This window comes from Aequorivita sp. IT1282, assembly GCF_058068205.1.
Genome location: NZ_JBYRHR010000004.1, coordinates 81,324 through 97,687 on the forward strand (window position 1 = coordinate 81,324; position 16,364 = coordinate 97,687).

General features: G+C 36.7%; 15 protein-coding genes and 1 tRNA gene. 8 read left to right on the top strand and 8 right to left on the bottom strand.

Annotation, left to right across the window (positions count from 1 at the left end):
- Positions 1-366 (bottom strand): BlaI/MecI/CopY family transcriptional regulator, encoded by a 366-nt coding sequence (locus tag AC3RVG_RS09760; protein WP_489691278.1) that lies wholly within the window; start codon positions 364-366, stop codon positions 1-3.
- A gap of 121 nt (positions 367-487) precedes the next feature.
- Positions 488-2,947 carry a hypothetical protein gene (locus tag AC3RVG_RS09765; protein ID WP_489691279.1) on the bottom strand — a complete coding sequence of 820 codons (2,460 nt, stop codon included), beginning with the start codon at positions 2,945-2,947 and terminating at the stop codon, positions 488-490.
- Positions 2,948-3,145: 198 nt separating this feature from the next.
- Here AC3RVG_RS09765 and AC3RVG_RS09770 point away from each other — a divergent pair, with 198 nt between their 5' ends.
- Entirely contained in the window at positions 3,146-3,721 is a 576-nt protein-coding gene (locus AC3RVG_RS09770) for a PhnA domain-containing protein (protein WP_489691280.1), read from the top strand.
- 58 nt (positions 3,722-3,779) lie between these two features.
- Here the strand turns inward: AC3RVG_RS09770 and AC3RVG_RS09775 are convergent, their stop codons facing one another.
- Positions 3,780-5,168 (bottom strand): dipeptidase, encoded by a 1,389-nt coding sequence (locus AC3RVG_RS09775; RefSeq protein ID WP_489691281.1) that lies wholly within the window; start codon positions 5,166-5,168, stop codon positions 3,780-3,782.
- Between the two features lie 72 nt (positions 5,169-5,240).
- On the opposite strand from AC3RVG_RS09775, the gene AC3RVG_RS09780 reads away from it, so the two are divergent.
- Together AC3RVG_RS09780 and AC3RVG_RS09785 are read left to right on the top strand one after the other, a co-directional pair.
- Entirely contained in the window at positions 5,241-5,933 is a 693-nt protein-coding gene (locus tag AC3RVG_RS09780; RefSeq protein ID WP_489691282.1) for an aspartyl/asparaginyl beta-hydroxylase domain-containing protein, read from the top strand.
- A 170-nt stretch (positions 5,934-6,103) separates the two neighbouring features.
- Positions 6,104-6,185 (top strand) — tRNA-Leu (locus AC3RVG_RS09785).
- 88 nt (positions 6,186-6,273) lie between these two features.
- Here the strand turns inward: AC3RVG_RS09785 and AC3RVG_RS09790 are convergent.
- Complete coding sequence (locus AC3RVG_RS09790; RefSeq protein WP_489691283.1) at positions 6,274-7,311, bottom strand: endonuclease/exonuclease/phosphatase family protein; 1,038 nt, start codon at positions 7,309-7,311, stop codon at positions 6,274-6,276.
- Positions 7,312-7,410: 99 nt separating this feature from the next.
- On the opposite strand from AC3RVG_RS09790, the gene AC3RVG_RS09795 reads away from it, so the two are divergent.
- The 5 genes from AC3RVG_RS09795 to AC3RVG_RS09815 all read left to right on the top strand — a co-directional run bounded on the left by AC3RVG_RS09795 (position 7,411) and on the right by AC3RVG_RS09815 (position 12,883).
- Complete coding sequence (locus AC3RVG_RS09795; protein WP_489691284.1) at positions 7,411-8,883, top strand: T9SS type A sorting domain-containing protein; 1,473 nt, start codon at positions 7,411-7,413, stop codon at positions 8,881-8,883.
- Positions 8,884-9,185: 302 nt separating this feature from the next.
- Complete coding sequence (locus AC3RVG_RS09800; RefSeq protein WP_489691598.1) at positions 9,186-10,580, top strand: pyridoxal phosphate-dependent decarboxylase family protein; 1,395 nt, start codon at positions 9,186-9,188, stop codon at positions 10,578-10,580.
- On the top strand, positions 10,577-11,794 hold the full coding sequence (locus tag AC3RVG_RS09805; protein ID WP_489691285.1) for a BaiN/RdsA family NAD(P)/FAD-dependent oxidoreductase: 1,218 nt from the start codon (positions 10,577-10,579) through the stop codon (positions 11,792-11,794). Before AC3RVG_RS09800 ends, AC3RVG_RS09805 begins: the two co-directional genes overlap by 4 nt.
- Positions 11,795-11,852: 58 nt before the next feature.
- Positions 11,853-12,098: a hypothetical protein gene (locus AC3RVG_RS09810; protein WP_489691286.1), complete on the top strand. Its 246-nt coding sequence runs from the start codon at positions 11,853-11,855 to the stop codon at positions 12,096-12,098.
- Positions 12,099-12,358: 260 nt separating this feature from the next.
- Entirely contained in the window at positions 12,359-12,883 is a 525-nt protein-coding gene (locus AC3RVG_RS09815; RefSeq protein WP_489691287.1) for a DUF1697 domain-containing protein, read from the top strand.
- Positions 12,884-12,892: 9 nt separating this feature from the next.
- Here the strand turns inward: AC3RVG_RS09815 and AC3RVG_RS09820 are convergent, their stop codons facing one another.
- The 4 genes from AC3RVG_RS09820 to AC3RVG_RS09835 are packed head-to-tail and all read right to left on the bottom strand — an operon-like array spanning position 12,893 to position 16,349.
- Positions 12,893-13,768 carry a hypothetical protein gene (locus tag AC3RVG_RS09820; protein ID WP_489691288.1) on the bottom strand — a complete coding sequence of 292 codons (876 nt, stop codon included), beginning with the start codon at positions 13,766-13,768 and terminating at the stop codon, positions 12,893-12,895.
- 45 nt (positions 13,769-13,813) lie between these two features.
- Complete coding sequence (locus AC3RVG_RS09825; protein WP_489691289.1) at positions 13,814-15,280, bottom strand: alpha/beta hydrolase-fold protein; 1,467 nt, start codon at positions 15,278-15,280, stop codon at positions 13,814-13,816.
- 55 nt (positions 15,281-15,335) lie between these two features.
- Positions 15,336-15,881, bottom strand: a complete 546-nt coding sequence (locus AC3RVG_RS09830) for a hypothetical protein (protein WP_489691290.1) — start codon at positions 15,879-15,881, stop codon at positions 15,336-15,338.
- Between the two features lie 24 nt (positions 15,882-15,905).
- Positions 15,906-16,349 carry an energy transducer TonB gene (locus AC3RVG_RS09835; protein WP_489691291.1) on the bottom strand — a complete coding sequence of 148 codons (444 nt, stop codon included), beginning with the start codon at positions 16,347-16,349 and terminating at the stop codon, positions 15,906-15,908.
- Between the last annotated feature and the right edge of the window lie 15 nt (positions 16,350-16,364).

A 16,364-nucleotide genomic window follows, 5' to 3' on the forward strand; every position in this document is an offset into this window, starting at 1 on the left:
TTACTTTTTTTGAATTTCGGAATCGATTAAAGTTTTTAATTCTTCCAATTCTTTTTTTGAAAGATTGGTTTCTTCAGTAAAGAATGAAGCAAATTGCGACGGGCTGTTATTAAAGAAATTTTTAATCAACCCATTTACGTGTTTCGAAAAATAATCCTTCTTTTTCACCAACGGAAAGTACTCGCGCGATCGCCCAAGTTGAACGTAATCTACAAAATTTTTGTCCTGCATCCGTTTTAAAAGCGTAGCAACTGTAGTGGTTGCAGGCTTTGGCTCTGGATAGGCTTCAACTAAATCTTTCATAATAGCGCGTTCCTTTTTCCAGAGGAGTTGCATTAATTGTTCTTCGGAATTTGATAGTGCCATTTAAGTAAAATTTGAATTAACTCTACAAACGTAGAATAAATATTTCAATTCTACAAACGTAGAGTAAGAAATTTTATGGCTCGGTTTACTGAAAAGCGCTGCTTGTTTTTGGAATCTTTCTTTAATCAGAGGTATTGGGAAGCATTGTAACGGTTTTTTCTTCCGAAATAAAACTGCCGTCATTCGCTGTGCCTTCCAAAAACAATTTAAAATGTTCAGTTTTTGGTTTAGCCATTGTAAACTGAATATTGCCATCGGTGTCCAATTTAAGGTTCGGAAACCAATCTATGACACCAAAATTCTTATAAAAATTACTATTATAAGTAGAGTATGTTGGGGTATAGAATTTTTTAGGACTGCTGAAAATCAAAGGGACAGGAATACTCTGAGAAACATTTCTTTGCATTTTACTTTGGGCTTTTAGCGGATCGGTAAAAATCTTTATTACGCCTTGAGCTCCCAATCCTCCTTCACTTGTTCCTGATTTATCAATCGTAATATAATCTATGTTATCCATGGAATATCTGAACAACATATCGGTATTAGTAAGTGGAATGTTATCTAAATAAACCGTAACGGGCTTGACTTTTATACTGGTGTTGGTGGTGCCGTTTAAGGTTCCTTTTGTGGTAATTGTCTCTCCCTGACCAAATGTAACTGGACGTGGATTGAGTATTAAAAGTTGCCCCATTGTTTCATAAACTTTGAATCCCTGAGTTCTGATATAGTCACCAAAGAAGAAAAACGATTTTCGTATTTGATCGTCTATTACTTTCACTTTTCCAAAGGCACTTATTGCTAATTTGTCTTCCCGCGATATAACCTTATCGGCTTTTACAATCACTTCGTCCAATTCTTCGGCTTTGGACCAACTGCTTTGGAGAATTTCTTGGCCCGAATGAAAATAATAGGAAGATTTCTCGTTTTGCAGCGCAATGTTTTCAACTCTATTTAAATCTGGAATTCGCGATGGCGAAAACATTAAATATAAATTTGGTCTGTCAATCCCATTACTCTTTTTTACCTCGCTAAATTGAATTTCTTCATACTCCATTGGGTAGAGACCGACGGCACCAAAATCCTTGTCATCCTTATCTAAATCAAACAATTCCATTTCGTTATTTTCGGTGGCGTACATCATATATTCGGATCCGTTTTTGCCGTTTACATTTGCTCTAAACTCAATGCCGTTCTCGTATTTGTACAGCGTTATTGGCGGATTGTTAAAAATGGTATTCCAATCATAGCTGCTCCATCCTTGGGTTAAAAGCAGATTGTCCAACTCAAATTTTTTCTTTCTATTTATTTCGGTAAAATAATAGCTTGCATTTTCAACCTTACTTTTTATATAGGGCTGTAAATATGTAGCCGAAATAATATTATTATTTGGATTGTAAGATTTTGTTTCTTCCGGAAGCACCGAAACACTGAAGTTATTCGCCTTCGAAGCCTCACTATTTTTTATAGGAATTGTTACCGTAATAGAATCTCTTGAGTTCGAAATTTGATGGTTTCCGCTGGCTAATAATTTAATCCCGTCGTATTTAAAGAATAAGCGTTCCAGCACTGGCTGGTTGTTTTTGTCAAAAAGTGTGAAAATATTAATCCCCGGATTTAAATCTTCATACTTTATCATTTTGAAAACTTCGGGAGAATTTTCAAAGGAAACTTCAGTTGTTTTTAGGAAACTTCCATTGTGGATTGCCAGCGTAAATATTTTATTCTTTATTTCAGAAATGGTGTTTTTATTTGTTCTGAAGGAAAGGGCAACCTTATTTTCCAAATCGTTCATTGTTAAAGCAATTCCTTTATTTTCAGCTTTTTCTAGTGGAAACGTTTGTTCGGTTCCGTTAAAATTTAAAACCACTTTATAAGTGTCGGTTTCATTGGGAGTAAAGGTGAATTTCCCAATTCCGAAGCGATTGGTTTTGAAATCGATAAGAGGCTTATTTGCAACGTCTACAACTTGCCCATAAATATTTGGCACTCCAAAACCCAAGCTGTCTTTTACAATTACGCCAACTGAATTTTTAGTATTTGCTACAAAATGTCCGCCTTCCGGTAAAAATTGCGCATCAAAAGTGGAGGTGATAACTTGAGCGTTTTTGGGCTTTTCTATTTCAGAATCTATAATTTTTATGGTTTGAGAGTAATAATTCTGCTCGTCAAAATTGCGCATCCAATTGGTGTAAACCTTAAAAATATATTGTCCCGAAGTAAAAAGGCTATCTATTTGAAACGAGCCATTTGCAACGCCATTGCTAGCCAAAATCATTTCGCTTTTTATAATTTTATTGTTTTCATCAGAAATTGTACAGTAAACGTTTGTAACAGTTGTGGAGGGTTTCTTACTGCTTTTATCAAAAAAGTAAGTTGTAAAACCCATAATCTCTCCTTTTAAAAAAACGGTTTTGTTGAGGTGGGCGTAACTTATTTCGCGCGGCAATTCGCTGTATGTTTTATAGGAAGAAATTAGCGTTTCCAATTCCTTATTGTTCTGACCGAAAGCTGAAAAAGAGACGATTGCAATAAAAATAGTATTGATTAAAAATAAGGCGAGTGAGGTGGTTTTTGATTTCATAATAAGAAAATTATATGCGCTGAAACTTTATAAAGGTATGAATTATGAGTCACAAAATGTATTTCAACAAAACGTGCAAAAATCAGCTGTTCTTGAAACCTCAAAGCTTTTTAGAACCTTTGAGGTCTATTTCGACCTTTCGGTTATCTTTGCCTCCAAATTCTCCATAGCCTTGGCACTGGAATAAATATTTGAAAGATGAATTCAGAAAAAGAACTACAAAAGCGAAGCGATAATAAATGTGAACTTTGCGGAAACGAAGAAAATCTTAATGTTTTTGAAGTGTCAGACTCGCCAACAGATGTAGCTGAGGTTAACATTTTAATTTGCAACACGTGTAAGGAGCAAATTGAAGACCCAGAAAAAGTAGAGCCGAATCACTGGCGTTGCTTAAATGACAGCATGTGGAGCACAGTTCCTGCCGTGCAAGTTATGGCTTGGCGTATGCTTAACCATTTGAAAGCTGAAGGTTGGCCACAAGACTTGCTAGATATGATGTATCTGGAAGATGAAACCAAAGAGTGGGCAAAAGCTGGTGTAGCTGAAGCAAAAGCCGATGCGATTATTCACCGCGATAGTAATGGCGTTATCTTGGAAACTGGAGATTCTGTGGTTTTAATAAAAGACTTAAAAGTGAAAGGAAGTAGTATGGTTGCAAAACAGGGAACTGCAGTTCGAAGAATTTCTCTCGATCACGAAAACGAAAAATATATTGAAGGCAAAGTAGATGGGCAGCAAATAGTGATTATTACAGATTTCGTGAAGAAACTATAATTATGTCAGTTCGAGCGCAGTCGAGAACTAAAACTCCCGCCTGCACTCGATACTACATTTACTTACTCATTTCCGTAAAAAAATGATAAAACTGCGGGATGGTTTCAATTCCTTTTAAATAATTCCAAATCCCGAAATGTTCGTTGGGGGAGTGGATGGCGTCGCTATCCAATCCGAAGCCCATTAAAATGGTTTTGCTTTTCAGTTCTTTTTCAAACAAAGCTACAATCGGAATACTTCCGCCACTGCGTTGTGGAATTGGCGTCTTTCCGAAGGTTTCTTCGTATGCCTTTTCAGCTGCTTTGTAACCTAAACTATCAATTGGTGTAACATAAGCTTGTCCGCCGTGATGCGGCTTCACTTTTACAGTAACGCCTTTTGGAGCAATACTTTCGAAGTGATTTTTGAAAAGCTCAGTGATTTTTCTCCAATCTTGATCTGGCACCAAACGCATACTTATTTTTGCAAAAGCGCTACTGGCAATAACAGTTTTAGCGCCTTCGCCAATGTAGCCACCCCAAATACCGTTTACATCTAAAGTAGGGCGAATGGAATTGCGTTCGTTGGTTGAGTAGCCTTTTTCTCCATAAACTGAATTAATACCTATTGATTTTTCATAATTTTCAAGATTGAAAGGAGCCTCCGCCATTTTCGCACGTTCTTCCTTTGAAAGATTTTCTACATCGTCATAAAATCCTGGAATGGTAATATGATTGTCTTCATCGTGAAGAGACGCAATCATCTTAGTTAAAATATTTATCGGGTTTGCAACTGCGCCGCCGTATAGACCACTGTGCAGATCTCTATTTGGGCCCGTTACTTCAACTTCCACATAACTCAAACCACGAAGTCCGGTTGTTATTGAAGGCGTATCGGGGGCAATCATTCCTGTATCGCTAATTAATATAACGTCGTTAGCTAGTTTTTCGCGGTTTCTGGATACAAACCATTCTAAGCTACTGCTGCCAACTTCTTCTTCCCCTTCAATCATAAATTTTACGTTGCAGGGTAATTGATCGGTCTGAGTCATATATTCCAACGCTTTCACGTGCATATACATTTGGCCTTTATCGTCGCAACTTCCGCGGGCAAAAATGGCGCCTTCGGGATGTAGTTCTGTTTTTTTAATAACTGGCTCAAACGGTGGGCTATTCCATAAATCTAACGGATCTGGCGGTTGCACATCGTAATGCCCATAAACCAAAATGGTGGGTAACTTTTCATCGATCATCTTTTCGCCGTAAACAATTGGATAACCTGGCGTTTCGCAGATTTCTACGCTATCGCAGCCAGCTTTTTCAAGTTGGGTTTTTACAGCTTCAGCTGTTTTTAAAACATCTTTTTTATAGGCAGAATCTGCGCTGATGGAAGGTATTTTCAACAGTTCAACTAGTTCGTCTATAAAACGTTCTTTGTTTTTTTCAATATAAGGTTTTGCACTTTTCATTATAAATAATAATTTTTTCTAAAAGTACTAAAAATGCAGTAATTTGTAGGCTGAACCAAAGATTTCATTTTTATGGAAAACGCTTTTTTAAAATTAAATTTTCACTTTTCGGAAGAAAAACTGCAGAAAGATTTGGAGGTCTGTAAAGATTATAATTTCAACTTGCATTATAACAAAAATGACTTTAGTGGTCAGTGGACTTCAATTGCATTACGTTCGCAGGATGGCGAAATGGACAATAATTTTGCATTCTCCATAGATGGAGAAAAATTTAATAATACAATACTGCTTCAAAAATGCGCATATTTTAATGAAATAATCGATTCGTTTAAATGTGAAAAAGAATCAATTAGACTCTTAAATCTTAAATCTGGCAGTATTATTAAGGAGCATACCGATGATAATTTGAGTTATGAAGACGGAAATTTCAGAATTCATATTCCCTTAGTTACCAATAATGGGGTGCGCTTTTTAATAAATGGTGAACAGGTGAAAATGTTGCCTGGAGAATGTTGGTACGGCAATTATAATTTATCGCACAGTGTGCGCAATGATGGGGAAACCGACCGTTTTCATTTAGTTATGGACTGTTTGCGCAATGATTGGTCTGATGCATTATTTTTGGACTGTGGCTACAATTTTGATTTGGAAGGCGCTAAACCAGAATACTCCCGCGAAACGAAATTGCAAATGATCGAACAGCTAAAATTGATGGAAACCGAAACTTCCCGAGCGATGATTTTAGACTTACAAAAGGAGCTTTAATGGTATTTGAAAAAGAAATTATTGCTTTGGAAATAATTCGATAAAAAATTTAGGATAAGTTGACAATCATTTGGAAGTATTTTTTATATTTGCACCCGCCGAAGCAAGTTTTGAAAAAGACGGGCAGGCTTCTTTTACAATATGTCCTAAGTGTTGTAAAAAATTTTAATGCAGGCGTGGTGGAATTGGTAGACACGCTAGACTTAGGATCTAGTGCCGCAAGGTGTGAGAGTTCGAGTCTCTCCGCCTGTACAAAAGTAGAAAGCTCTTCAGAAATGAGGGGCTTTTTTTGTTTTAAAAGGGTTCGTTTAAAGGCTCTTCAGAATTAGCGGGCTTATTTTTAATTGTTTTTCCCCTCTTCAATCAACTCCTCAATTTCCGCTTTATCGTCTCCGTTTAGTTTTGGATTTTTTGGCGTTTGCACTTTTCTTTTATGATGAATTTCATAATACATCGCAAAATGATCACTTCCAAAGTTTTTAGAACGCACCATTTTCTCTACAAATAAATCGCGAGTGTGAAATAAATGATCCAACGGAAACCGTAGAAATATATACCCAGCGTGAAAAGTTGAGAAAAACCCCCGGCCCACGCGTGGATCGATCATTCCAGTCATTTTTTTAAAAAGACGCGTAGTTCGGCTCCATACTACATCATTCATATCGCCACATACAACAGTTGGCTTATCTAACTTGCGTATCTGTTTTCCGGTTAGCATTAACTCGGCATCGCGTTCCTTAGAAGTTTCATTCTCGGTAGGGCTAGGAGGTGCGGGATGCAAACAGCAAAAATAGATAGGCGGTTTTCCTTTTATAGGAAAATCGAAGAATATGGAAGGTTTATCGTCTTCAATTTGATATTTCACTTCAACATTCTCTAATTCTATTTTTGAATACAGATGCATTCCATAAAAATTTTCTAAAGGTACTTTCACTGTAAATGGATAATCTTTTTCAATCTCTGAAAGACAGTTTTCCCAATCTTTGTTAGATTCCATTGTTAAAATCAAATCTGGATCAAAACGTTTTATTTCGTTTAAAAAATCTGGGTAACACGAATTTGTTTGTAAAACATTTCCCGCTAAAATAGAAACTTGACCGTCGCTCGCCGCCTCCGATTTTCTTCTTGGGAAAAGAGAACTATATGGAAACACTTTATAAAGCTGATAGATTATTGTGGCAACAATAGCAGAAAGTAATACCCAGCTAAAGACCGTATAATTTTCTTCGAAATATAAAAAGAGGCCCAACAAGATAAATTGAATAACCAAGGATTGAAGTCTTACAAAATCTGCGGTGCGGAAAAACCAATGTGGATTTTGAGTCGCTGGAAAAAAAGGACTAATGATAAAAAAAATCATTAAAATGTATAGTACCATATTTCAAAGTTAATTCTTTTACTAAAATGTAAAACCTACTAATTTGTTTTTTTGCGTTAGTTCATATCCCTATTTTTGCGACTTCAAAAAAAACAAAAAATGATGAAAAAAATTATTCTTACTACATTCTTAACTTTTTTTACTTGCGCTATAGTACTTGCGCAGGATTATACAACTCCAGATACGGGTGTAAACTGGACCCTTGACGATATTGCTGCGGCAAGCCCTTCTACAATTACCATTTCTGGTAGCGAATACACATTGTTGGGGAATTTAACCATTGCCGCAAATGATGCGGTTATTATTGATACAGACTTAACACTATTAATTGATGGTGGTAAACGAGTAACGGTTTTTGGAGATTTTACAATAGATACTGATGCAGTTACAATTACTGCGGTTGATGAAAATGCGCCTTACGACGGTTTTCGTTTTGAGGAACTTTCAACTATCGATATTAAAAATTCGACTATTGAATATGGCGGCGGACTTCGCGTTTTAACCGAAACTTTTTCAATAGATAATTGCACACTTACTAATAATGTTTCAGGTACAACTACAAGTGCAGTAATTCAGTTGTCTCGCGGATTGCCGCAAATAACTAACAATACTATCACTTTTAATAGTAATCCAGCTATTGGCTCGGCAGCGAATTCAGCAGTGTCAGCATATATTTTCAATAATACAATTGAAGGGAATAACAAAAACAATTCTAATCGTCCGCAGATAAATCTGGGTACTACTTTGCCAAATATTCCGTTGGAAATTATTCAAAATACAATCATCGGCGATCCTGCATCAGAACAGGCTGGAGGTATTGCAATTGCCAACTTCGTGGGCGGCGATGTAAACGTGCTTATCGATAATAATACTATTCGAGGAAACCGTTACGGAATTACGATTCTAGGTTCAGTGAATACTGCAGAAATTACAAACAATATTATTGAAGATAACAATATTCAAAACGATCCTCTTCTTGGAGGAAGTGGTATTAATTTACAAACATCGGCAGTTGGTCCTGAGGTAATTGTTTCGGGCAACCAGATACGAAGAAATCTTTGGGGAATTACCCTTCAAGATTCGGCTTCCATAAATCTTGGTGATGATGCTGCAAATCCTGGTAACAATGTTTTTTCTGAAAACGGTAACGGCGGAGCGGTTTATGCACTTTACAACAATACGGCTAATACTGTTTCAGCAAAAAATAACTGTTGGATTGAAGGAGAACAAAGCACAGAAGCGCAAGTGGAAGATGTTATTTTTCACAGTGTAGACGATCCAACTTTAGGCGAAGTAACATTCGATCCTTTTCTATGTGGCGTTTTGGGCGTAGCAGATAATACAATCGAAAACTTCAGTTTTTATCCAAATCCGGTGAAAAACGAAATCAATTTCAACAATATTGTTTCTTTTGAAAAGGTTCAAATATACGGAGTTCAGGGCAATTTAATTTCTACTGAAACTATTTCCGAAGGGCAGAATACACTAGCAATAAACCTTCCTGCAGGTTTATATTTTGTGAACTTCAGTAATGATGCGCAAACGGTTACTAAGAAAATGATTGTAGAATAATTACAATCTCAGTTTGAGCATTTCGACTGCGCTCAATATAAACTCCGTCGAAGACTATTAAAGCAAACTAAATCAAACCTAACAGGTCTTCAAGATCTGTTAGGTTTTTTTGTGAAGTAAAATTTAAAAACTTGCATTACTGAGTTTTAATATGTTTTACCGCTTTCTTCCGAAGTTGTATTTTATTGTCTGAAACTCCCAATTTCCTTTCCTAAAACCGTAATTTTGCACTTTCAAAAAATTCAAAAAACAAACACGTGAATATTCAGAACAAAGCAACTTTGGAGTTGAGCCATGAAGATATGAAAGCCTATGGCTATGAAGTAGTTGATGCCATTGTAGCACATTTTGCAACACAGAATGAAAAACTCCCCGTGGTTTCAGGATCGCGAGAAGAAATGGAGGAACTTTTTCTTGAAGACGCTCCCGAAAAACCCAGCGATCCAAGAAAAGTTTTAAATTTTGTTTTGGACGAAGTGATGACCAAAAGTAACATCGTTTCTCACCCAAAATCATACTCATTTGTTCCGGGTCCTAGCAATTACATTAGTGCGATGGCAGATGGTTTAGCTTCTGGTTTTAATATATTTTCTGGAGGTTGGCAAGCATCGCCCGCTGCAGCCGAAATGGAAATTGTAACCATGAATTGGCTTCTTAAAATGTTCGGTTTTCCTCAGAAAAAAGGAGGTGGAATTTTCACAAGTGGTGGCTCAATGGCCAATTTAACTGCATTGGTAACCGCACGTTCGGTAAAATGTGGCGACGATTTCAGCAAAGCTATTATCTATCTTTCAGACCAGGCGCACTCATCAAATATAAAAGCCATTCGAGTTTTAGGTTTTAGTAAAGAACAGATTCGTGTAATTCCAACCGATGGTGAATTCAAATTTTCACTCAATAAATTAAAGAATGCAATTGCAAAAGATCGTTTGGAAGGTTTGCAACCTTTTTGCTTAATTGCAACTGCCGGAACAACAAATACGGGAACGGTCGATCCGCTTTCAGATATTGCTAAAATCTGTAAAAAAGAAGACATTTGGTTCCACATTGACGGGGCTTACGGGGGGTTTGCAATTCTTGCCGATAACGGAAAACAGCTTTTAAAAGGAATTGAAAAGGCAGATTCCCTAACAATCGATCCTCATAAATGGTTTTTTCAGCCTTATGAAATTGGATGTCTTTTAATTAAAAATCACAAATGGCTTAAAGGTACTTTCACCGAAAAACCTGAGTATTTACGAGATATTGAAGGCAATACTTCCGAGATTAATTTTTACGATCACGGTATTGAATTAACGCGCCGTTTCCGAGCATTGAAATTTTATATGTCGGTTAAAACTTTCGGCTTGGGTGAATTCCGAAAAGCGATTACTTATAACGTAAAACTGGCAGAAGCCACGGAAGCATTTCTTCGTACAAGTTCTAATTGGGAAGTAATTTCACCAGCGACTCTAGCGGTAATTAATTTTAGATATAACCCAATTGGCAATAAACTTTCCGAGAAAAAGCTGGATGCGTTGAACCAGCGAATTTCGCAAAATGTAGTCGAATCTAAACAGGCGTTACTTGTAACCACTGTGTTAAACGGACAAGTTGTTTTGCGGATGTGTTTGATAAATCCACGAACTACGCTCGAAGATGTAAAAGAAACTATTGCACTCTGCGAATCTTTTGCAGAAGAAAAAATATTGGCTTGAAGCAGGCCGATGTTATAATAATTGGCGGCGGAGCAGCAGGTTTTTTTACAGCAATAAATGCTGCGGAAAAGAATCCTAAACTTAAAATCGTAATCCTAGAACGCGGAAAAGAAGTACTCACCAAAGTGAAAGTTTCTGGCGGCGGCCGCTGTAATGTAACCCATGCCGAGTTTATTCCGAAGGATTTAACGCAGAACTACCCGCGTGGCGAAAAGGAACTTTTAGGACCATTCCACACTTTTATGACTGGCGATACTATTGAATGGTTCGAGAAACGGGGAGTGGAACTTAAAATTGAAGAAGATGGAAGAATGTTTCCGGTTTCAGATTCTTCGAAAACTATAATTGATTGTTTTCTTTCCGAAGCAAAACGTTTGGGGGTTGAAGTTTTACTCAATCAATCTGTAAAAACCATTCAAAAGGAGTCGGATCATTTCACTATAAACACAACTACCGAGACTTTTTCGGCTGAAAAAATTGTAGTTGCCACAGGCAGTAATCCGAAGATTTGGCAATTGTTAGAAGGTTTGGGACATACTGTTGTGTCTGCTGTTCCATCGCTTTTCACTTTTAATATTAAGGATGGACGAATTGTAGATTTACCCGGATTGAGCACCGAAGCGTCGGTGAAAGTGTTCGATAAAAAAGGGAAAACGGTTTTGGAAAGTAGCGGTCCGCTTTTGATCACCCATTGGGGAATGAGTGGTCCGGCAATTTTAAAACTTTCAGCTTGGGGCGCTCGCGTTTTAGAGACTTTGCAATACCATTTTAATATTGAAGTAAATTGGTTGCACACACTTACGGAGGAAGATGTTTTGGATTCTTTAAAGGAAATAAAAACATTTCAGGGAAAGCAGACCATTTTTAAATATGCGCAGTTTGAATTGCCAAAACGACTTTGGCAAAGTATTATTAAATCTTCGGGAATTGACGAGCGCCTTACTTGGGCCGAAGCTACCCGCGAAAATCTCCTGAATATCGCAAATCAATTAGCTGCCGCTAATTTTGAAGTTAAGGGGAAAAGCACTTTTAAAGAAGAATTCGTAACCGCCGGCGGTGTAGATTTGAAAGAAGTAAACTTCAAAACCTTTGAAAGTAAAGTCTGCCAAAACTTATTCTTTGCAGGTGAAGTACTTAATATTGATGCCATCACAGGAGGTTTTAACTTTCAGAATGCTTGGACGGGTGGGTTTATTGTTTCACAAAATTTGTAATTTTTAATTGATTATTAATGGTTCATTGTATATATTTGATATATACAATCTATATACTATGGGAAAGACTAAAAAATTAATCGAGCTGGATAATAAAACGATTGCTATTTTAGAAGACCAAGCCAAGCTGAACAAACGCTCTCTTAAAAATTTTATTGAATGGTCTTTGGAAGAAACCGCTTTACGTTTGGCTGAACCAAGTGAAGAATACAAGGCAATGATGGATGATATGATTGAAAGAGATAAAAATGGCACGTTAATTACCCATTCTTTAAAAGATATTTTGAAGCAATATGGGCGATGAGATAAAGACTACGGATGAGGCAAGAATTGAAATACACAAAGCGAAATGTTTTTTTGAATTTAATAATAAAGAAGAAGAGTTTTGGGAAGACTTCAATCGACAAATAGATACAATTCGTTTAATGCCAGAAGCATTTCAAGTTCGGTATAGAAATGTTCGAATAATTACGTTAGCACGCTTTAATTACTCTATTCATTATGTGGTAAAGCCCTATGGAGTATTAATTTATAGATTTCTAAATCAACGTCAGAATTATTAGTATGGAAATCTACATCGCCCTACTTCGCGGCATTAACGTTGGCGGACATAAAAAGCTAAAAATGGTCGATCTTAAACTTCTGTTTGAAGGTTTGGGTTTTGAAGATGTAGTTACTTATATACAAAGTGGGAACGTGGTTTTTACTGCTGCGGAAGAAAAGGGTCTTTCTGAAAAAATTTCGAATGAAATAACCAAAAAGTTTGGTTGGGAAGTTCCAGTACTAGTAAAAACAGCCAATGCAATTGCTGAAATTTTATCAGCTTGCCCATTTGAGGAAACAAAGAAAATTGTGGGGTATTATATGTTGCTTGCCGCTCCACCTAAAGAGGAATTTATGGCAGCAGTCCGGGAAATTAGTTACCCAAACGAAGAATTTGTCCTAACTCCAGAGTGTGTTTATATATACTATGGCAATGGAGCGGGAAATGCAAAACTGAACAATAATTTCTTCGAGAAAAAATTACAAGTTGCGGCTACTACACGCAACTACCGTACGCTTGCTAAATTGGTAGTGTTGGCGGGGTAATTGTTTTTTTTAATTCCATCGTGTACTCACTTCACAATTAAGGAGATTTTGGTCTGAAGGTATTTCACCTTTTGATAAATAGATAGTTCCATAGCTTTTGTTTTGCAAAGTTGAGTCTATTTCTATTGTAATATAGGTTTTGCTGTTTCTGAAATATAGACCTTTATAAACGTTGTCGTTACTTCCTTTATCTAATTCAACAATCCACAGACTTCCATTGGTATATTCATCCTTTATATCTTTATATTTTTTAATATTTTTTATTTGAGCTGTTACGGGAGTGGGTAAAAAGTATTTCCTCCATTTTTCTGGAATTTGATTATAATCAAAATTAGTTTTGATTGTGTCACAGATATTTACATCTTCAAGCCTTAAAAAACCATACATCTTAAACTGCAATGACTCTGAATTAAAATATCTGGCAAAATGAAAAAAGTCATTTTCGTATTCCGGTATTATTGGATAAACCTCTTCGGAAAGTAGATATTTATTTTGTTGCCACTCAATTAAAAAGTATTCTGTTAGTATATCTATTCGTAACGCTGCTGGATTATAATCAAATTTTTTAGTAATAATTGAATCACTTTCCTCCCTTGGGTGTTCCGTATATTCAACGGTTTTAGGCTTTAGAATGGTTTTTCCATCTATAGTATCATATGTGCCAAAAACTTTTTGTGTCCCACCACCACCAAAGCAACTTGCCCAAGAAGCTTCAGCTACAAAATGTTGTTTAGTTGTAAATTTTATACTATTTCTTGAATTAAAACCACTTGAAGAGAAGGTTAATGTGTCGACTGTTGTACTAATTTTATCGGTTTCAGCGGAAACATTTTTATTGGTGCAACTCAAAAATAAAAGGCTGATTAAAACTATATATTTTTCCATTCAATTAATAACGTGTAAAAGTAGCGTAGTATTATTAACGTATTTCTATTTCCCATTCTCCCTCTCCCAAACAGCATATCTTTCAGCTAAAAAGGCATTTCCTTTTTCAGAATATTCAGGAGTGAAAACAGTAAAATGATCTCCGGGAAAATATTCAAACTGAAAATTTGTATTTAGAGGTTTTAAAGCTTCATCTAACTTATGCACTGCCCCGTTCAATAAAAAATTATCTTGTTCACCTACGGAAACACGTATTTTACCAGCTAGATTTTTCTTTAACGAAGGCCAGTTTGTGCTAAGGTAGCGGGAGATGTCGTAGTTTTTCCAATGATCAAAAACTTGTGCGTTCATCACTCCAGTTATAGGATCGCAAATGCGTTCTGGGTTGCCATCGGCTCCTTTCGGACCAAAAACTGCATCGAACGAATGCATCTGCTCGCCACGATAAATTACATTTTCCATAGAATAAATTTGTTTGCTCGCCGCCCACGGAAAACGTCCCGCAACGGTTGCTACATTTCGCTGGTCGCCATCTGCGGTGAAAAATAAATTTTCACCTTCGTAAAGATTAACACCTTGGTAATCTGTAAAATCTACAACGTCTGGGGAACTACTCCAGCAACCGTGAAATACTTCGGGATAACGGCTTTGTAATGAAAGTACGGTCCAACCACCGCTGCTGTGGCCAGTTAAAAGTCTCGCGCCATTGGTTCTGTATTTCTTTTCCAGTTCGGGAATAAATTCCTGCGTAAGTGCATCTCCCCAGGGTCCGTTGTTGTCGCTATTGGTATATACCGAATGGCCTAAAGAGCAGTTACCATCTAAATAAACGGTTATGCAGGCGATAGAATCTATGGGTCGGCTTTTTATGTTTTCGTTGTTGCTGAGGTTATGATAATCGCCACCATAACCCGAAACGTTAAACAAAACCGGGAATTTTCTATCGGGCTGGGTGTAATATTCTTTGGGCAAGATAACGGCCGCGTTCACGGTCATTTCTTTGTTATGAAATTTTGAAAGCAGGGCAGAACTTACTTTTAGTTCCTTTACAAATTCGGTATCGGTGAAAGTAGATTTGGGGATAGTTTCGGAACAGTTTAAAGTGAAATCAGCTTCCCTATTTTGGGTGATGTTTACTTGGATGGCTGTGTTGTAGATATTTCCCGCACTTTCGTTAATTGCGCGTCCGCCAAGATTCCGGTCCCAAACAGCTTGAACGTAGTATTCGCCTCTTTCAATATCTGATAGTTTTACGGGGTAACTTTTGGCACTATCGTCAAAAGTTACAGTTTCTGCAGGTTTTACATTTTGAACGTCTATCGAAAAAACTGGGTAAGAAGTTATGCCCACAAAGCCGTCTTTCGGACTTTTATTTTCCTTGCTCATATACAGAAATACCTTTCCCGTAAACGGACCTTTAAAATCTGAAGCGTTATAGCTTACTTTAAACTGTTGCGCGAAGGAAAAGGTGCAAGCGAGCAGAAGTAGGAGGAGGGTGATTTGTTTTTTCATGTAGGTGGGATTTTATTTTTGAAAGTTAAAGCTACAAAAAAAGGCTTTATTGTTTCTATTTCGTACATTCCAATTGAACTTCTTTATTCTTCCACTGTATCCAATATTCCTGAAGCCCTTCTGGGGTTGTGTTTAATTCGCTTATATCTAATTCTCCTCCTTTCAATAATAGATTTGATAGTTGATCTTTTCTTGCTTCAAAAGCGGGAGTATGGTTCCACCCACCCACGTGGTCAAAAGAGGTATAAGCTTGGCAGGGTTCATCCACCGCTTTAAAGGGAATATAAAGTGAATATTCTACCGTACCAGAACCCATTCCTGTTGTTGTCATTCTAATGTTTGGGAAATCTACTTTTGAGTATTTTTCTTGCTTGTAAAGTTGTTTTAATTGGTCGCCAACTTGAGCCGCCATTTTGTTTGAGAATTGTTGAGCTACATCTGAACCATTTATGAATTCAGGGCCGATGTAGGTGCCATTGCAATTGACGTCTGTGCAGGTTATTTCAATATTCTTTTGAGAAAGTGATTTTTCGTTCTTCTTTATATTTTTACAGGAGAAGAATGAACCAATAATAAGAATTATAAATAAATGTTGAAACATACTTAAACAATTTCTGAAATAAGTTTATTGAATATCAAATGCAATTGGAAATTTTAAGTAAACCTCAACTACTTCCCCTTTATTCATGGCTGGGGTTAGTTGAGGGAGTCTTTGAATCACTTCTATTGCATCTTGGTTCAATACTTCTGGTCCTCCAGTAGCGATTATGTTTTTGGGATTTCCTTCTCTGTCTATTGTGAAAGTAACGTCTATTCTAACAAATCCGGTCAAACCTATCTCTGAAACAAGGTTTGTGTTAATTTTTCGATTTATGTGATTCAGAATAAAATTTCGGGTACATTTTTGTTGTTTTTCTACTTTCCACTTTGCTTTACAGTCAGGGGCGAGCGGCGGTATTTCCACTAAATTGAAAGGCATCGGTTCGGTTTCGTTTACTGTTTCGGTGTTTTGTGCAAAACTAATTGTAGTTAATAGTATTGTAAGTAGTATGGAGATTTTAGTTTTCATTTGGGATATTTTGTG